The 18,076-nt window shown below is 70.0% G+C and carries 14 protein-coding genes; 3 read left to right on the top strand and 11 right to left on the bottom strand.

The window, feature by feature from the left end; all coding sequences use genetic code 11:
* Positions 1 to 2: 2 nt before the first annotated feature.
* From scpA to ACEUEL_RS16910, 6 genes are all read right to left on the bottom strand, one after another.
* On the bottom strand, positions 3 to 2,159 hold the full coding sequence (scpA, locus tag ACEUEL_RS16935; RefSeq protein WP_405707717.1) for a methylmalonyl-CoA mutase: 2,157 nt from the start codon (positions 2,157 to 2,159) through the stop codon (positions 3 to 5).
* 44 nt (positions 2,160 to 2,203) lie between these two features.
* Positions 2,204 to 2,557, bottom strand: coding sequence for a hypothetical protein (locus tag ACEUEL_RS16930; protein WP_405707716.1), 354 nt, complete (start codon positions 2,555 to 2,557; stop codon positions 2,204 to 2,206).
* A 93-nt stretch (positions 2,558 to 2,650) separates the two neighbouring features.
* Positions 2,651 to 4,510, bottom strand: a complete 1,860-nt coding sequence (locus ACEUEL_RS16925) for a methylmalonyl-CoA mutase family protein (protein WP_405707715.1) — start codon at positions 4,508 to 4,510, stop codon at positions 2,651 to 2,653.
* Entirely contained in the window at positions 4,510 to 6,525 is a 2,016-nt protein-coding gene (locus ACEUEL_RS16920) for an acetyl-CoA carboxylase biotin carboxylase subunit (protein WP_405707713.1), read from the bottom strand. The genes ACEUEL_RS16925 and ACEUEL_RS16920 overlap by 1 nt, the downstream gene beginning before the upstream one ends.
* A gap of 13 nt (positions 6,526 to 6,538) precedes the next feature.
* Complete coding sequence (locus ACEUEL_RS16915) at positions 6,539 to 6,988, bottom strand: hypothetical protein (RefSeq protein ID WP_405707712.1); 450 nt, start codon at positions 6,986 to 6,988, stop codon at positions 6,539 to 6,541.
* 7 nt (positions 6,989 to 6,995) lie between these two features.
* Complete coding sequence (locus tag ACEUEL_RS16910; RefSeq protein ID WP_405707710.1) at positions 6,996 to 8,528, bottom strand: acyl-CoA carboxylase subunit beta; 1,533 nt, start codon at positions 8,526 to 8,528, stop codon at positions 6,996 to 6,998.
* A 151-nt stretch (positions 8,529 to 8,679) separates the two neighbouring features.
* On the opposite strand from ACEUEL_RS16910, the gene ACEUEL_RS16905 reads away from it, so the two are divergent.
* On the top strand, positions 8,680 to 10,143 hold the full coding sequence (locus ACEUEL_RS16905) for a helix-turn-helix domain-containing protein (RefSeq protein ID WP_405707708.1): 1,464 nt from the start codon (positions 8,680 to 8,682) through the stop codon (positions 10,141 to 10,143).
* On the opposite strand, the gene ACEUEL_RS16900 is transcribed toward ACEUEL_RS16905, so the two are convergent.
* Entirely contained in the window at positions 10,144 to 11,721 is a 1,578-nt protein-coding gene (locus ACEUEL_RS16900) for a winged helix-turn-helix domain-containing protein (protein WP_405707707.1), read from the bottom strand.
* A gap of 195 nt (positions 11,722 to 11,916) precedes the next feature.
* Here ACEUEL_RS16900 and ACEUEL_RS16895 point away from each other — a divergent pair, with 195 nt between their 5' ends.
* Positions 11,917 to 12,720, top strand: coding sequence for a DUF1194 domain-containing protein (locus tag ACEUEL_RS16895; RefSeq protein ID WP_405707706.1), 804 nt, complete (start codon positions 11,917 to 11,919; stop codon positions 12,718 to 12,720).
* A 6-nt stretch (positions 12,721 to 12,726) separates the two neighbouring features.
* Here ACEUEL_RS16895 and glnT read toward each other — a convergent pair whose 3' ends face one another.
* From glnT to ACEUEL_RS16875, 4 genes are all read right to left on the bottom strand, one after another.
* Positions 12,727 to 14,028, bottom strand: coding sequence for a type III glutamate--ammonia ligase (glnT, locus tag ACEUEL_RS16890; protein ID WP_405707705.1), 1,302 nt, complete (start codon positions 14,026 to 14,028; stop codon positions 12,727 to 12,729).
* A 92-nt stretch (positions 14,029 to 14,120) separates the two neighbouring features.
* Complete coding sequence (locus ACEUEL_RS16885) at positions 14,121 to 15,458, bottom strand: FMN-binding glutamate synthase family protein (protein WP_405707703.1); 1,338 nt, start codon at positions 15,456 to 15,458, stop codon at positions 14,121 to 14,123.
* Between the two features lie 8 nt (positions 15,459 to 15,466).
* On the bottom strand, positions 15,467 to 16,198 hold the full coding sequence (locus ACEUEL_RS16880; RefSeq protein ID WP_405707702.1) for a GltB/FmdC/FwdC-like GXGXG domain-containing protein: 732 nt from the start codon (positions 16,196 to 16,198) through the stop codon (positions 15,467 to 15,469).
* Entirely contained in the window at positions 16,195 to 17,094 is a 900-nt protein-coding gene (locus tag ACEUEL_RS16875; RefSeq protein ID WP_405707700.1) for a class II glutamine amidotransferase, read from the bottom strand. Before ACEUEL_RS16875 ends, ACEUEL_RS16880 begins: the two co-directional genes overlap by 4 nt.
* A gap of 282 nt (positions 17,095 to 17,376) precedes the next feature.
* On the opposite strand from ACEUEL_RS16875, the gene ACEUEL_RS16870 reads away from it, so the two are divergent.
* Positions 17,377 to 18,009 carry a helix-turn-helix domain-containing protein gene (locus tag ACEUEL_RS16870; RefSeq protein ID WP_405708434.1) on the top strand — a complete coding sequence of 211 codons (633 nt, stop codon included), beginning with the start codon at positions 17,377 to 17,379 and terminating at the stop codon, positions 18,007 to 18,009.
* Positions 18,010 to 18,076: the final 67 nt, after the last annotated feature.

Raw genomic sequence — 18,076 nt, 5'->3', positions numbered from 1 at the left:
GCCTATTGTGCCGCGCGCTGCTCGTAGCCGAGATGCCGGTTGAGCTTGGCGAGCAGTTCCTCCGCCGCGTCGGCGATCACCGTGCCGGGTGGGTAGATCGCCTCGGCGCCGGCACCATAGAGCGCGTCGTAATCCTGCGGCGGCACCACGCCGCCCACCACCACCATGATGTCGGGGCGCCCCTCCGCGGCCAGCGCCGCCTTGAGCTCTGGCACCAGCGTGAGATGCCCGGCCGCGAGCGAGGAGACGCCGATCACGTGCACGTCGTTCTCCACCGCCTGCCGCGCCGCCTCCTGCGGGGTGGCGAAGAGCGGCCCGATATCGACGTCGAAGCCGAGATCGGCGAAGGCCGAGGCGATCACCTTCTGGCCGCGGTCGTGCCCGTCCTGGCCGACCTTGGCGACCAGGATGCGCGGGCGCCGGCCTTCGTTCTCCTCGAACGCCCGCACCGTGTCGAGCACCCGCGCCACCTTGTCGCCCATCGCCGCCGCCTCCCGCGTGTAGACGCCGGAAATGGTGCGGATCTCGGCGCGGTGGCGGCCGAACACCGTCTCCAGCGCGTCCGATATCTCGCCCACCGTCGCCTTGGCGCGGGCGGCGTCGATGGCGAGCGCGAGCAGATTGCCCCCGCCCGCCGCGCCGTTGGTCAGCGCGGTGAGCGCGGCCTGCGTCGCCTTCGGATCGCGCTCGGCCCGCAGCCGGTTCAGCTTGTCGATCTGCGCCGCGCGCACGGCCGAATTGTCGACCTTGAGCACGTCGATCGGCGTCTCGAAATCCGGCTTGTACTTGTTGACGCCGACCACAGTCTGCGCGCCGGAATCGATCCGCGCCTGCGTCGTGGCGGCGGCTTCCTCGATGCGCAGCTTGGGGATGCCGGCCTCGATCGCCTTGGCCATGCCGCCCAGCGCTTCCACCTCCGCCATGTGGCCGAGCGCCTTCTGCGCGAGATCGGCGGTGAGCTTCTCGACGAAGAAGGAGCCGCCCCACGGGTCGATGGCGCGCGTGGTCCCGCTTTCCTGCTGCAGCACGATCTGGGTGTTGCGGGCGATGCGGGCGGAGAAGTCGGTCGGCAGCGCCAGCGCCTCGTCGAGCGCGTTGGTGTGCAGCGACTGGGTATGGCCCTGCGTCGCCGCCATCGCCTCGACGGTGGTGCGCATCACGTTGTTGAACACGTCCTGCGCGGTGAGCGACCAGCCCGAGGTCTGCGAATGGGTGCGCAGCGGCAGCGACTTCGGGTTCTGCGCGCCGAGGTCCTGCATCGCCTTCGCCCAGATCAGCCGGGCGGCGCGCAGCTTGGCCACCTCCATGAAGAAGTTCATGCCGATCGCCCAGAAGAACGACAGGCGCGGCGCGAAGCTGTCGATCGCCATGCCGGCGCGCTGCCCGGCGCGCACATATTCGATGCCGTCGGCGAGCGTGTAGGCGAGTTCGAGGTCCTGCGTCGCCCCCGCCTCCTGCATGTGGTAGCCGGAGATCGAGATCGAGTTGAAGCGCGGCATGTTCGCCGCCGTGAAGGCGAAGATGTCGGAGATGATCCGCATCGAGGGCGCGGGCGGGTAGATATAGGTGTTGCGGACCATGAACTCCTTGAGGATGTCGTTCTGGATCGTCCCCGAGAGCTTGGCCGCCGGCACGCCCTGTTCTTCCGCCGCCACCACATAGAGCGCCAGCACCGGCAGCACCGCGCCGTTCATGGTCATCGACACGCTCATCTGGTCGAGCGGGATGCGGTCGAACAGCGTGCGCATGTCGTAGATGGAATCGATCGCCACCCCGGCCATGCCGACATCGCCGGCGACGCGCGGGTGGTCGCTGTCATAGCCGCGATGGGTGGCGAGATCGAAGGCGACCGAAAGCCCCTTCTGCCCGGCCGCGAGGTTGCGCCGGTAGAAGGCGTTGGAATCCTCCGCCGTGGAGAATCCGGCATATTGCCGGATGGTCCAGGGCTGGGTCGCGTACATGGTCGGGTAGGGCCCGCGCAGGAACGGCGCGATGCCGGGGAAGGTGTCGACGAAGCCGAGCCCGTCGATATCCGGCGCGCCGTAGACCGGCTTCACCGCGATGCCCTCGGGCGTCGCCCAGCCGGCGCCGCCGGCGGGAGGGGCGGGCAGCACCGGGGGCTGCCAGTCGAGCGCGGCGAAGTTCGGAATGCGGCTCATCGTCAGCTCCCCCACGCTCCCGCTCCGGCGGGACGATCGATGCCTCAGGCCCGGCTCGCGACCCACGAGCCGGTGCAGTTCTCGGCCTTGGCCTGCCAGTCGCCGGAGGCGCTGTCGCCGCGCACCAGGCCGTTGGCGCTGACGCTCTTGCCGGCATGGGCGATGTTCATGTTGATCAGCCCGGCCGGGTTGATGCCGCCGGTCACCTTGACCGGCCACATGCCGGCATAGCTGATCTTGCCGTCCTTCACCGACAGCTTGAAATCATAGTTGGTGGCGCATTTGCCGGCCTCGGCGGAGGTCTTCACCCGCCACAGCCCGTCATGCTGGCCCGCGGCCATGGCCGGTGTCGCACCGGCAAGAACCACGAGCCCCAGAACTGCCGTTACACGACGCATCCGGCTCTCCTCATCCAATCGTTCCGTCATGGAGGTAATCCGTTCGGACCGATTTTGTTCCCCTTTGCAGGCGAAATGGTGTCTGGATGGCGTCTAGCGGAGGCCCACCCGCGCCTGCGCCCGGGCCAGCATGTCGATCAGGTCGGTGCCGAGGCCGACGAATTCGTCGACCCCCGCCGCCCGCAGCGCCGCCGCCTCCCCCTCGCCCGGCCGGCCGGCGAGGTAGAGCGCGGTGGCACCCGCCGCCTTGAGGGCACGGGCCGCCGCCTCGCCCTCGCCGGCATAGATCTCGTCGCTCGAGCACAGGCAGGCGAGCCGGGCGCCCGAGGCGCGGAAGGCCTCCGCCAGCGCCGCGGGCGATGCGTAGGTGTCGCCCCCCGTCGCCGCGATGCCGCCCGCCTCGAACAGCCCGCGTGCGAAGCCGGCACGGGCAGTGAAGGCGGCGACGCTGCCCAGCGTCGCGAGGAAGACGGTCGGCGGGGTTGCCGCCCGTTCGGCGGCAGCGCGCAGCCGCTCGAACGGCTCGGCGATGCGGGAGGGCGCGAGCGGCTCGCAGGCGAGCGCGCCGTCCGCCGGCGCGGCCGGGGCGTCGGCGCGCGCCGGCGTCAGCACGGCGACGGTGCCGGCGCCGAGCTGGGGAAATTCGGAGGTGCCGGTGATCGGCTGGCGGCGCGTCGCCACCGCCGCCGCGCGGGCGGCGCGGGTCGCGGCGAGCTGCGTCTGCCAGTGGCCCGAGGCCAGCGCCTCGACCATGCCGCCCGCGCGCTCGATCTGGCGGAACAGCTCCCACGCCGCCGCCGCCAGCGCCTCCGTCGCCTCCTCGATGGCACCAGCCCCGGCGCCGGGATCGGCGACGCGGTGGACGTTGGATTCCTCGATCAGCATCACCTGCGTGTTGCGGGCGAGACGACGGGCGAAGGCATCGGGCAGGCCGAGCGCCTCGGTGAAGGGCAGCACGGTGAAGCTGTCCGCCCCGCCGGTGCCGGCGGCGAAGGCGGCGATGGTGCCGCGCAGCAGGTTCACATGCGGATCGCGCGTCGTCAGCGAGCGCCACGCCGTCTCCGCATGCAGGGCGAGCGGGGGCGCTGTGTCGAGGCCGCAGGCCGCGAGCGCCCGCGCCCAGAGCAGCCGCAGCGCGCGCAGCTTGGCGATGGTGGCGATCTGCTCGACATCGGCGGTCAGCGTCGCCTCGATCAGCGGCACGGCCTCCTCGAGCGTGAGGCCTGCGGCCTCGAGCGCGCGCAGATAGGCGATGGCGGTGGCCAGCACCGCGGCGAGTTCCTGCGCGTCGCCGGCGCCGGCGGCATGGTGGAGGCGCCCGTCGGCGCGCACCATCGGCGCGCCATAGCCGCGCGAGCGCAGCGCCCCCACCGTCTGGCCGAGCCGGGTGGCGAGCGCCTCCCAGTCGAGCATCGAGCCGCCCAGCGCGGCGAAATCGCCGATCGGGTCGAGCCCGAAGCGCAGGTCCAGCGAGGCGGCGTCGTACCCGTGCGCCTCGGCATAGGCGGCCAGCGCCAGCGCGACGTCGCGGGCGCGGAACTGGCCGGCCTCGACCCGCAGCGTGACGAGGTCGAGCATCACCCCTTCGAGCACGCGCGTCAGCGTGTCGGTGGTCGCCGGCAGGCCGAAGCCGCGCGCGGAGGGCGCCGAGGCGAACACCAGCGCCGCCCCGTCGGCGCCGCCGTTCAGGTCGGCGAGGAGCTGGGCATTGGCCGCGTCCGGGTCGTCATGGTCGATCCGCGCGATCACCCGCCACGGCGCCCCCGCCGCCCGGCCGGCGATGGGCTGAGCCTGCGGCCGGCGGGCGGGCAGCGCGTCGAGCGCGAGCCCGTCCAGCGTGCGCGTCACCATGCGCTTGTCATAGGCGCCGCCCTTCAGCACGCCCGCGACCAGCGCCAGCCAGTCCGCGCGCGTCGCGGGCGGGAAGGCGGCGGAGAGCGCCGCGACGTCCATCACGCGAATTCCAGGATGACGGCGTCGACCGCGAGGCTGTCGCCCGGCTTGGCCAGCACCTTCCTGACGGTGGCGTCGCGCTCGGCGCGCAGCACGTTCTCCATCTTCATCGCCTCGACCACCGCCAGCGTCTCGCCGGACTTCACCTCCTGTCCCTCGGAGACCGCGATCGAGACCACGAGGCCCGGCATCGGGCAGAGCAGCTGCTTGCCGCTGTCGGCGGCCACCTTTTCCGGCATCAGCGCGGCGAGAGCCGCCTCGCGCTCGGTATAGACGAAGGCATCGACGGCGATGCCGCGATGGGCCAGCGCCACGCCGTTGAGCAGCGCGCGCACCTGCACGCTCACCACCTCCTCGTCGACCGTGCCGTGCCACACCGGCTCGCCGGGCTTCCACGCCGAGCGCAGCTGGTGCGTGCCGGCGGGCTTGCCGGCGGCGTCGAGGAAGGTGACGAGGAATTCGCCCGCGGCCCGGTCGATCTCGCAGGCGAAGCTCTGATCGCCCAGCTTCACGATGCGGCGATGCTCGAACACCACCGGGCGCCCGGCCATCTGGCCGGAAATGCCGCGCTTGCGGGCGTTCATCGCGTTGTCGATGACGCCTGCCACCGCCGCCAACCTGAGCGCCAGCGGCCCTTCCGCTGTGCGCGGCTGGAAGCCGCCGGCATATTCCTCGGCGATGAAGCCGGTGGAGAGCCGCCCCTCCTGCCAGCGCCTGTGCGCCATCAGGGCGGAGAGGAAGGGGATGTTGTGCTGGATGCCGTCGATGGCGAAGGCGTCGAGCGCGTCCGCCTGCGCCTCGATCGCCGCGGCCCGCGTCGGCGCGTGGGTGACCAGCTTGGCGATCATCGGGTCGTAGAACAGCGAGATCTCGCCGCCCTCATAGACGCCGGTGTCGTTGCGCACCGTCACGCCGTCCCGCGCGCTCTCCGCCGGCGGACGGTAGCGCGTCAGCCGGCCGATCGAGGGCAGGAAGTTGCGGTAGGGATCCTCGGCATAGACGCGGCTCTCCACCGCCCAGCCCTTCAGCGTCACGTCCTGCTGGCGGATGGCGAGCGGTTCCCCGGCGGCGACCCGGATCATCTGCTCGACGAGGTCGATGCCGGTGATCAATTCGGTCACCGGGTGCTCGACCTGCAGGCGGGTGTTCATCTCGAGGAAGTAGAAGGACTTGTCCTGCCCGGCGACGAATTCCACCGTGCCGGCGCTGTCGTAGTTGACGGCCTTGGCGAGCGCGACGGCCTGCTCGCCCATCTTCCGGCGGGTCGCCTCGTCGAGCAGCGGCGAGGGCGCCTCCTCGACCACCTTCTGGTTGCGGCGCTGGATCGAGCATTCGCGCTCGCCGAGATAGATGACGTTGCCGTGCTTGTCGCCCAGCACCTGGATCTCGATGTGGCGCGGCTCGACGATGAACTTCTCGACGAAGACGCGGTCGTCGCCGAAGGAGGACTTCGCCTCGGAGCGGGCGCGGTCGAACCCCTCCTGCACCTCGGCGCGGGAGTTGGCGATGCGCATGCCCTTGCCGCCGCCGCCGGCGGAGGCCTTGATCATCACCGGATAGCCGATCTCGTCGGCGATCCTTGCCGCGTGCTCGGCGTCCTCGATGATGCCGAGGAAGCCGGGCACTGTGGAAACGTTCGCCGCCGCCGCCGCCTTCTTCGATTCGATCTTGTCGCCCATGGCGTTGATCGCGCCCGGGTTGGGGCCGATGAACACGATCCCCTCCGCGGCGAGCGCTTCCGGGAACGCGGCGCGCTCGGAGAGGAAGCCGTAGCCCGGATGCACGGCTTCAGCGCCGGTCTGCTTGCAGGCGGCGATGATCCGGTCGATCAGCAGGTAGGACTGCGCGGCGGGCGGCGGGCCGATATGCACCGCCTCGTCCGCCATCTCGACATGCAGCGCGTCCTTGTCGGCATCGGAATAGACCGCCACCGTCTTGATGCCCATCTTCCGCGCCGTCTTGATGACCCGGCAGGCGATCTCGCCGCGATTGGCGATCAGGATCTTGGAGAACATTTGCGCCTTCCTACTATCGGATCTGCATGGCGGAAACGTCGATTTCACAGTACTCCCAAAATTCAACATCGTTCGGGATAAAGTGGCTGTAGTTTTTAATGTAGTATTGTGCAAGCGTCTGGTCGCGTCGGCTATGCTTTAAAACAAACATGATTTTTCTAAAATCCTGCGGCGCTCCTATAAAATACAGCATTGCCTCATTCCATACAGTAATCTTGGCGCTTGGCGTATTTCCACTAACTGTCCACTTATGGGATTTGCACTCAACCAAGATGGCTGGGTCAGCGCTGCCAAGATCAAATTTATGGAGCTTTTTCTGAGGTCCGATTCCAATCGGACAGGGGAAGCGAGGTTCTAGGAAAATTCCTTGTGCTTGGAAGAATGCTCGAGAAATTCTCTCGAAGTCCGCTCCAGCGTGAGCATTGCTGGCGGCGCCGACTCGCTGAAAGCTGATGTCTGTCATCACACCCTCACAGCGGCAGGTTGTCGTGCTTCTTGGCGGGGGCCTCGATCTTCTTCGAGCGCAGCATGGCGAGCGCCCGTGCTACCCGCTTGCGGGTCGAGCGGGGCGTGATCACCTCGTCGATATAGCCGCGCTCGGCGGCGACGAACGGCGAGAGGAACCGCTCCTCATATTCCTTGGTCTTGGCGGCGATCTTGGCCGGGTCGTCCATCTCCGAGCGGAAGATGATCTCCACCGCGCCCTTGGCGCCCATCACCGCGATCTGCGCGGTCGGCCAGGCATAGTTGACGTCGCCGCCGACATGCTTCGAGGCCATCACGTCATAGGCGCCGCCGAACGCCTTGCGGGTGATGACGGTGACCAGCGGCACGGTGGCCTGCGAATAGGCGAACAGCAGCTTGGCGCCGTGCTTGATCAGCCCGCCATATTCCTGCGCCGTGCCGGGCAGGAAGCCGGGCACGTCGACGAAGGTGACGATCGGGATCTCGAACGCATCGCAGAAGCGCACGAAGCGGGCGGCCTTGCGCGAGGCGTCGGAATCCAAGACGCCCGCCAGCACCATCGGCTGGTTGGCGACGAAGCCGACCGTGCGGCCCTCGATGCGGCCGAAGCCGGTGACGATGTTCTTGGCGAACGCGCCCTGGATCTCGAAGAAATCGCCCTCGTCGGCGACCTTTCCGATCAGTTCCTTGATGTCATAGGGCTTGTTCGGGTTGTCCGGGATCAGCGTGTCGAGCGAGGGGTCGAGCCGCTCGCCATCGTCGAAGCTCGGCCATTCCGGCACGCCGGCCTGGTTGTTGGCCGGCAGGAAGTCGATCAGCCGGCGCATCTGCAGCAGGCACTCGACGTCGTTCTCATAGGCGCCGTCGGCGACCGAGGACTTCGAGGTGTGCACCTTGGCCCCGCCCAGCTCCTCGGCGGTAACGGTCTCGTTGGTCACCGTCTTCACCACGTCGGGGCCGGTGACGAACATGTAGGAGGTGTCGCGCACCATGAAGATGAAGTCGGTCATCGCCGGCGAATAGACGTCGCCGCCCGCGCAGGGGCCCATGATCACCGAGATCTGCGGGATGACGCCGGAGGCGGCGACGTTGCGGCGGAACACCTCGCCATAGCCGCCGAGCGCGGCGACGCCTTCCTGGATGCGCGCCCCGCCGGCGTCGAACAGGCCGATCACCGGCGCCCGCGTCTTCAGCGCGAGGTCCTGGATCTTGACGATCTTCTCGGCATGCGCCTCGGACAGCGAGCCGCCGAACACGGTGAAGTCCTTGGCGAAGACGAACACCTGCCGCCCGTTCACCGTGCCCCAGCCGGTGACCACGCCGTCGCCGGGGATGCGGGTCTTCTCCATGCCGAAATCGGTGTTGCGGTGCTGGACGAAGGTGTCGAACTCCTCGAACGAGCCGCTGTCCAGCAGGAGTTCGATGCGCTCGCGGGCGGTGAGCTTGCCGCGCGTGTGCTGGGCGTCGATGCGCTTCTGCCCGCCGCCGAGACGCGCCTCGGCGCGCCGCTGTTCGAGCTCGTCGAGGATGTGCTTCATGGCGGGGACCCGATGTGGACTGGATGCCTTCTAGGATGTTGCAGGGCAAAAGATAAGCTGTGAAAATGCGGAACGTGAAACTGTAAAAAATTCACAAATTCGAACCGGCGCCGCTGCGGCGCCCTCTCCGAGCCGCCGGGAGCGCGGGTCCATGTCGAACCTGTCGAAAAAGGTATTCGCCGGTCACGCCGTGCGCAATCTCCGCGAGAAGTTCGGCCTGACCCAGGTCGACTTCGCCCGCCGGCTGTCGCTGTCGCCGAGCTATGTCAACCAGATCGAGAGCAACCAGCGCCCGGTCACCGCCGCCGTGCTGCTCGCCATCGGGCGCACCTTCGACATCGACATCACCCGCTTCGAGGCCGACGATTTCGAGCGCATCGTCGCCGACCTGCGCGAGGCGCTGGCCGACCCGGTGTTCCGCGGCATCGAGCCGGGGCTGCAGGACCTCAAGAACGCCACCACCCACGCGCCGAGCTTCGCCCACGCCTTCCTGCGGCTCTACAGCGCCATGCGCCGGCTGGTGGAGCGCCGCGCCGCGCTCGACGATGCGCTGGCCTCGGCCGCGCTGGCCGGCGGGACGGCGCGCGAGGCCGACGGCGAGGCCCGCAACCTCGCCCCTTACGAGGAGGTGCGCGACCATTTCCACTACATCGACAACTACGTCGACGGCCTCGACCGCGCCGCCGAGGAGCGCGCCGCCAGCCTCGACCTGTTCGGCCGCGACGACGGTGTGAGCGTGCTCGCCGCGCATCTGAAGGAGCGCCACGCCATCGCGGTCGACATCGAGCCGGTCGGTGCCGCCGAGGTGCCGCTGCTGCGCTTCGATCCGCGCCGGCGCACCGCCACCCTCGCCGCCGCGCTCGACCGGCCGAGCCGCGTCTTCCGCCTCGCCACCCTGCTCGCCCGCGTCGAGCAGAGCGAGCGCATCGACGCCCATGCCGACGGCGCCGGCTTCCGCAGCCTCGCCGCCCGCGACGTCTGCCGCCTCGCGCTGCAGAACTACTATGCCGGCGCGCTGATGATGCCCTATCGCCGCTTCGCCGCGCTCGCCCGCGAGCTGCGCCACGATCTCGACCGGCTCGCCCTCGTCACCGGCGCCAGCCTGGAGCAGGTGTGCCACCGCCTCTCCACCCTGCAGCGGCCGGGCGAGAAGGGGGTGCCGTTCTATTTCCTCAAGGTCGACCGCGCCGGCAACGTCATCAAGCGCCATTCGGCGACCCGCTTCCAGTTCGCCCGCTATGGCGGCGCCTGCCCGGTGTGGAACGTGCACGAGGCGTTCGAGGCTCCAGCCCGCACGCTGGTGCAGGTCGGCGAGATGCCGGACGGGGTGCGCTATCTGTGCCTCGCCCGCGGCACCGCGCGCCCGGCCCAGCGGCACGGGCGGCGCGAGCGCCGCTTCGCGCTCGGCATCGGCTGCGAGATCTCCTATGCCGGCGAGGTGGTCTATGCCGACGGGCTCGACCTCAAGGCACCGATCAACATCGCCCCGATCGGCGTCAACTGCCGGCTCTGCCCGCGCGCGGCCTGCGTCGAGCGCGCCTACCCCCCGCTCGACCGCGAGATCGTGCTCGATCCCGACCGGCGCGGCATCGTGCCCTTCACCGTGCGCGAATGATCAGGCCGAGGCGAGGCCGGGGTGCAGCCGCGGCACGCTGCGCCAGACCTCGTCCGGCACCACCTCCCAGCCGAACCGGCCGCCGAGCAGGGCGAGGAGGTCGCGCAGCAGGTTCTCGCGGTGCTCCTCCTGTAGGAACATGCGCGCGGAGACATAGTAGGAATAGCGCAGCGCGGCATGGGCGCGGCGCGCGTCGAGCCCGCCGATCACCTGCGCGATGACCGGCGAGCCGGCCTCGTTGAGCGGCGTGGCGAAGGAGCCGAACTGCGCTTCCGCCAGCGGGTGCACGGCATAGAGCCGGGCGCAGGCGCGGTCGAGCGCGGGCCGGTCGCCGGCGGCGAGATGCGCGACGCAGGCGAGCGTCATCAGGTAGACGTGGAACTGCGAGCCCGGTTCGGCCAGCTCGATGCCGTGCTCGTAGAGCTCCAGCGCCGCCGCGATCTGCCCCTCGCACATGCGCACCTGCCCGAGCGTCGAGAAGGCCGGCGCGAAGGCGGTGCTGTGGGCGAGGGCGTGCTCGGCGAGCTGGCCGGCCAGCTCGTGATAGCCGCGCCCGACGAACAGCAGCAGCTTGGCGGCGGCCAGCGTCAGGATCGGGTCGTCGTCGATGCGCGGCAGGCTCATCAGCACCAGCCGCTCGATCTCGTCCTCCGCCACCGCCGTTTCCGCCGGCTCCGAATGCGGGGCATAGGGGCTGAACAGCAGCCGCGAATAGAGCGACATGCCCAGCGCCAGCGCCGCTTCCGGGTCGTCCGGACGCTCGGCGAAGGCGCGGGCGGTCTGCGCCTCGGTCTCCAGCCAGCTTTCCGGCTGGCGCGTCAGCAGCCGGGCGGCATCATGGAGGCGCAGTTCCATCGGCACGTCGGTCGGCGCGGCGTGGCGCTCGCGGGCAAAGGAGAGGTGCCGCCACAGCGCGGACTGCACGCTTCCGGCCAGCGCGTCGGCGGGGCCGGCGACATCGCGCGCGAGGTCGAGCCGGGAGGCGCTCAGCAGGCGCCCGCCGCCGCCTTCCCGCAGCACGGCGGCGCAGGCGATTTCGGCGCCGTTGCGGTAGAAGCTCAGCTCCAGCACGAAGCGCGCCCTCGCCGCGGGCTCGGTCCCCTGCTCGCGCAGCTCGACCACATTCTCCGCCGGCAGCGCCCGGGCGAGCCCGGCCCTCAGGCGGGCGAGGAAGTCGCGCGGCTCGGCAAGGCCGGCGAGCCGCGCCAGCCCGTAGCACGGCCCGATGCGCAGGAACGCCTCGCTCGCCGCCGGCGCCTCGGCATGGGGATCGGCGATCCACAGATAGCCCTCGCCATAGCGCGTGGCGATGAAGCGCGGCGCGCGGGCATTGTCGCCGAGCTTGGCGCGCAGCCGGTTGATGACGAAATCGATGTTGCGGTCGGAGCTGTCGGAACCGATGCCGGCCACGGCGTCGAGCAGCTGGTTTCGGGTCATCACCCGCCCCGGCGTGCGCGTGAAGGCCAGCAGCAGGGCCCGCTCGGAACGGGTAAAGCGCACTTCGCCGCCATCAGGGCGGGTGGCCGCGAGGAAATCGGGATCGAAGGTCAGCGCGCCAAAGCGCAATCCCACACCCATGCCAGATCTCGCTGCACGCGTCCTGCTGCGCGCCCGTCTCGTCCGGGCGGTGCGCCCGGCCGGCCGCTGCGCCCACCGGGAGAGCGTCGGCCCGGCGCGCAAATAATCCTACAACATTTGCAATTCACTTCTACCGGCCGAGGGAGCGATTTGCGGCGCTCCCGAGGGGGCGGCCCGGTGCGGGCCGGTACGGGCATGAGCGCGGGGGCATGCGGCTTCGTCCGCCTTCGGGACGGCCTCGTCGCGACGCTGCTGCTGGTGGGCCTCGGCGGCGCGCAGGCCGCCGACGGGACCGGCCCGGTCCGGGTGACCGGGCCGGTCCCCGTCGATGTCGAGCTGGTGATCGCCGCCGACGTGTCGACCTCGATGGACCGCGTCGAGAAGACGCTGCAGCGCGACGGCTTCGTCGCCGCCTTCCGCGACCCGGAATTCATCCGCGCGGTGGCGCGCGGCCGGCTGCGCCGGATCGCGGTCACCTATGCCGAATGGGGCGGCACCGGCCGCACCCGGGTGGTGGTGCCCTGGACGGTGATCGACGGCGCGGCCAGCGCGGAAGCCTTCGCCGACAGCCTCGCCGCGACCTTTCCGGGCCGCCTGCCGGGCGGCACGGCGGTGGGCGAGGCGATCGCCTTTGGCACCCGGCTGTTCGAGGAGAACGAGGTCGCCGGCGCCCGGCGGGTGATCGACATTTCGGGCGATGGCATCGGCAATCGCGGCACGCCGGTGGAGATCGCCCGTCGCGCCGCGCTGGTCCGCGGCATCACCATCAACGGCCTGCCGATCGTCTATCCGCGCCCGCTCGACGCCGCGCTCGGCGGCGAGGAGAACTGGCCGCCGGAGGAGCTCGTCGCCTATTACGAGCGGGAGGTGATCGGCGGGCCCGATGCCTTCGTCGAGCCGGTCGCCGCCATCGACCTGTTCGCCGACGCGATCCGCCGCAAGCTGATCCGCGAGGTGGCCGGCGCGGCGCCGATCGGCACCCTCGCCGCCACTCCTTGAGAGCGTTCAGATATCCAGCGTGGTGTCGCGCTCCCACTGGGTCAGGTGGCGCGCATAGGCGTTCCACTCCTCGGTCTTCAGCTTGATGAAGCCGTCGATCAGCGGCGCGCCGAGCGCGTTGCGCAGCACGTTCGACTTCTCCAGCGCCCGCAGCGCGTCGAGCAGGTTCAGCGGCAGCTTCTTGGCGCCGCGCACCTTGTGCCCCTCGGTGTACATGTTGATGTCGAGCCGCTTGCCCGGGTCGCGCTGGTTCTGGATGCCGTCGACGCCGGCGGCGAGCACCGCGGCGGGCAGCAGGTACGGGTTCGCCGCGCCGTCGGCGAGGCGGAACTCGAAGCGCCCGGCATCGGGGATGCGGATCATGTGGGTGCGGTTGTTGCCGGTATAGGTCACCGTGTTGGGCGACCAGGTGGCGCCCGAGATGGTGCGCGGCGCGTTGATGCGCTTGTAGGAGTTCACCGTCGGGTTGGTCAGCGCGCACAGCGCCTCGGCCGAATGGATCAGCCCGCCGATGAAGTTGTAGCCGAGCGCGGAGACGCCGAGCTCGCCCGCCTTGTCGGCGAACAGGTTGGTCGCGCCGTTCCACAGCGAGACGTGCATGTGGCAGCCCGAGCCGGTCAGGTCGATGAAGGGCTTGGGCATGAAGGTGGCGCGGAAGCCGTGCTTTTCGGCCAGCGTGCGCACCATGTACTTGAAGAAGACATGGCGGTCGGCGGTGACGAGGGCGTCGTCATAGTGCCAGTTCATCTCGAACTGGCCGTTGGCGTCCTCATGGTCGTTCTGGTAGGCACCCCAGCCGAGCGCCAGCATGGAATCGCAGATCTCGCGGATCACCGCGAAGCGCCGCATCAGCGCCGACTGGTCGTAGCAGGGCTTGATGGCGGTGTCGTCGGCGTCGGAGATCTTGGTGCCGTCGGGATTGGTGAGGAAATACTCGCACTCGACGCCGGTCTTCATCTGGAAGCCGAGCGAGTCGGCGCCGAGCAGCGTGGTCTTCAGCACGTTGCGCGGCCCCTGCGCCACCAGCTCGTCGTTCATCACGAGGTCGGAGGCGAGCCAGCCCACCTCCGGCTGCCAGGGCAGCTGGATCAGGCTGTCGGGGTCGGGCACCGCGAACAGGTCCGGGTCGGCCGGGCTCATGTCGAGCCAGGTGGCGAAGCCGGCGAAGCCCGCGCCGGCCCTCTGCATCTCGCCGATGGCCGCCGCCGGCACCAGCTTGGCGCGCAGGGCGCCGAACAGGTCGACATAGGAGATGAGGAAATACTTGATGCCGCGTTCCTTGGCGGCATGGGCGAGATCGTTGGCCATCACGTCGGTCCTGTTCCCCTGCGGCCCGTTCGGGCTCGTGCGGTGCATTCAAGAAAAGGGCCGCCCGCAGGCGGCCCGGTCGTCATCCTGGCTCAGAAGGTGCCGCTCTTGCCCGGAACCCAGTCGGTTCCCGCCAGCGGCACCTGCGCCATCGCCGCCGCCTCGAGGGTCAGCGCGGCGAGATCCTCCGGCTCCAGATTGTGCACATGGCTCTTGCCGCAGGCGCGGGCGATGGTCTGCGCCTCCAGCGTCAGCACGGCGAGGTAGTTGGCCAGCCGGCGCCCGGCGGCGACCGGGTCGAGCCGCGCCATCAGCGCCGGGTCCTGGGTGGTGATGCCGGCGGGATCGCGCCCCTCGTGCCAGTCGTCATAGGCGCCCGCCCTCGAGCCGAGCGCCGCATATTCGCTCTCCCAGCGCGGATCGTTGTCGCCGAGCGCGACGAGCGCCGCCGTGCCGATCGACACCGCGTCCGCGCCGAGCGCGAGGCACTTGGCCACATCCGCGCCGTTGCGCACGCCGCCGGAGACGATGAGCTGCACCTTGCGGTGCATGCCGAGGTCCTGCAGCGCCTTCACCGCCTGCCGCACGGCGGCCAGCGTGGGGATGCCGACATGTTCGATGAACACTTCCTGCGTCGCCGCCGTGCCGCCCTGCATGCCGTCCACGACCACGACGTCGGCGCCCGCCTTCACCGACAGCGCGGTGTCGTAATAGGGCCGCGCCGCGCCGACCTTCACATAGATCGGCTTTTCCCAGTCGGTGATCTCGCGCAGCTCCTCGATCTTGATTTCGAGGTCGTCCGGCCCGGTCCAGTCCGGGTGGCGGCAGGCCGAGCGCTGGTCGATGCCGACGGGCAGCGTGCGCATCTTGGCGACGCGCTCGGTGATCTTCTGGCCGAGCAGCATGCCGCCGCCGCCGGGCTTGGCGCCCTGGCCGACCACGATCTCGATGGCGTCGGCCTTGCGCAGATCGTCCGGGTTCATGCCGTAGCGCGAGGGCAGATACTGGTAGACGAGGGTCTTGGAGCTGAGCCGCTCCTCCGGCGTCATGCCGCCGTCACCCGTGGTGGTCGAGGTGCCCATGGCCGAGGCGCCGCGGCCCAGCGCTTCCTTGGCGTTGGCCGAGAGCGAGCCGAAGCTCATGCCGGCGATGGTGACGGGGATCTTGAGGTGGATCGGCTTCTTCGCGAAACGGGTGCCGAGCACCACGTCGGTGGCGCATTTCTCGCGATAGCCTTCCAGCGGGTAGCGCGACATCGAGGCGCCGAGGAAGACGAGGTCGTCGAAATGCGGCAGCTTGCGCTTCGCCCCGCCGCCGCGGATGTCGTAGATGCCGGTCGCCGCGGCGCGGCGGATCTCCGAGAGCGTGTACTCGTCGAAGGTGGCCGAGGCGCGGGGCGTGGTGCGCGGCGTGTTGGAATGATCGGTCATCGCGCGCCTCAGTAGCTCGACACGTTGTCGACGTGGAAATGATAGAGGCTGCGGGCCGAGCCGTAGCGGCGGAAGGCGCTGATATCGACCTCGCCGAGGATGCCGGCGGCCTTCAGCTTCTCGGCCAGCAGCGCGCGGTGCTCGTCGCGCATCTCCTTCTCGACGCAGTCGGCGCCGAGGCTGGCGACGGAACCGCGCACGAACAGCTTCGCCTCGTACAGGCTGTCGCCCAGCGCCTCGCCGGCGTCCCCGAGCACGACCAGCGAACCCGCCTGCGCCATGAAGGCGCTCATATGGCCGATCGAGCCCTTCACCACGATGTCGACGCCTTTCATCGAGATGCCGCAGCGGGCGGAGGCGTTGCCGTCGACGATGATCAGGCCGCCATTGCCGGTGGCGCCCACCGCCTGGCTGGCATCGCCGGTGACATGGATGCGCCCCGACATGATGTTCTCGCCGAGCCCGACGCCGGCATTGCCGTTCACCCGGATCGCGGCCTGCTTGTTCATGCCGCCGCAGTAATAGCCCACGGGGCCGTCGACCTCGATGGTGACCGGGGCGTCGACGCCCGCCGCGATGGCGTGCAGGCCGCGCGGGTTGAGCACCTGCCAGAGCGTGTCGTTGGTGTCCGGCGCCAGCGCGTGCAGCGCCGCGTTCAGCGCGCGCACGCCCTGATCGGCGAGATCGACGACATGGGCGCTCGCCGACGGCGCGGCGGGGTTCAGGGTGAGGCTGCTCATGCGGCGCGATCCCAGAAATAGACCTTGGCGGGTTCCGGCTCCCAGAGTTTCGCGGAGCCGATGCCCGGAAGGTCGGCCAGCGCCCGGTATTCGGAGCCGAAGGCGACGTAGCGATCGGTTTCGGCCATCACCGCCGGCTTGCAGGCGATGGGGTCGCGCAGCACGCCGAAGCCGCTCTCGGTGCCGACGACGAAGGTGTAGAAGCCGTCGAGATCGGCCAGCGAGTGCTCCAGCGCGCCGCCGAGGCTGTCGCCCTTGTTCATGCGCGAGGTGAGGTAGGCGGCGGCGACCTCGCTGTCATTGTCGGTGGCGAGGCGCAGGCCCTCGCGCTCCAGCTCGCGGCGCACGCCGCGGTGGTTCGAGAGCGAGCCGTTATGGACGAGGCACTGGTCGGCGCCGGTCGAGAACGGGTGGGCGCCGTCGGTGGTCACCGCGCTCTCGGTCGCCATGCGGGTGTGGCCGATGGCGTGGGTGCCGGCCATGCTCTCCAGCCTGAAGCGGCGGGCGACCTCGATCGGCAGGCCGACTTCCTTGTAGAGCTCCATGCGCGTGCCGGCGCCGACCACGGTGATCTCGGGGGCGAGGCGCCTCAAGGCGGCGCGGGCCGCGGCCTCGTCGGCGCCCGCGACGGCGAGGACGCCATGGGTGTCACGCGGCTCGATGCTGCCGGCGATGCCCGCTTCCGCGCGCAGCCGCGCGGCGAGGGCGGGGAAATCCGTGCCCGCCGGCCCGCGCAGGGTCAGCTTGATCCGCCCCGGGGCGCCGGCGCCGTAGACCGCGAAGCCCGCGGAATCCGGCCCGCGGTCGCACATCACGTCGAGCATGGTGGAGAGAAGCGATCCGAGCTCGGGTTCGAGCTTCGGGTCCTTGATGAACAGTCCGACGATGCCGCACATGGCCCGGCTCCCGTGTCGCTGACGGCGGTCATGCGACGTCCGCACCTTCTTAGGGCCGGGCCCGGGAGGCGTCAATCAGAAGAACAAAAAATTCTTCTGAAGAAATATTCCACGCCGCGGCACGGGCGTCCGGTGCGTCCCGCCCGCGCACCAGCCTTCCCCCGCCGCCCGTTCGGCTGGTATGACGCAAGGATGACCCGCCCGCCCGCCCGCGCCGATGCCGCCCGTCCCTCGACCGCCCCGCGCGCCGGCGCCGGGGAGGAGAGAGAGGCCGGGCCTCCGATGGGCGGGACCGAGCCGGCCGAGGAGGCGCTTGCCACCGGCTCGAACGCGCCGCGCGTCGCCCATATGACGCTCGAGCAGGCGATCGGCGCGCAGATCCGCCAGCAGCGCCGGCGGCTCGACATCACCGGCGCCGAGCTCGCCTCCACCGCGGGCATCTCGCCGGGCATGATGTCGAAGATCGAGAACGGCCAGATCTCGGCCTCGCTGGCGACGCTCAACGCCGTCTCGGCGGCGCTCAACCTGCCGATCTCCGCGCTGTTCGCCGGCTATGAGGAGCGGCGCGACTGCTCCTTCGTCAAGGCCGGGCAGGGCGTCTCGATCGAGCGGCGCGGCACCAAGGCCGGCCATCACTACCAGCTGCTCGGCCATTCGCTCGGCTCGGACATCGTGGTCGAGCCCTTCCTCATCACCCTGACCGAGGAAGCCAACCCCTACACCGCCTTCCGCCATAGCGGCATCGAGCTGATCTACATGCTCACCGGCAAGGTGGTGTACCGCCACGCCGACCAGACCTACCTGCTGGAGCCGGGCGACACGCTGTTCTTCGACGCCGGCGCCCCGCACGGCCCCGAGGAACTGCTCGTGGTGCCGATGACCTATCTCTCCATCATCATCTACCCGAAGGAATAGGCCGCCGCCGCCCGGCGTGCTTCCGGCGCGGGAGGGGGCGGCACCGTCGCGGCCGCGACCTCTTCGC

The sequence above is a fragment of the Ancylobacter terrae genome (genome assembly GCF_045108345.1).
Taxonomy (GTDB): Bacteria; Pseudomonadota; Alphaproteobacteria; order Rhizobiales; family Xanthobacteraceae; genus Ancylobacter.
The sequence above is the reverse complement of the archived record's forward strand: the minus strand, read 5'-3'. Positions and strand labels throughout refer to the sequence as shown.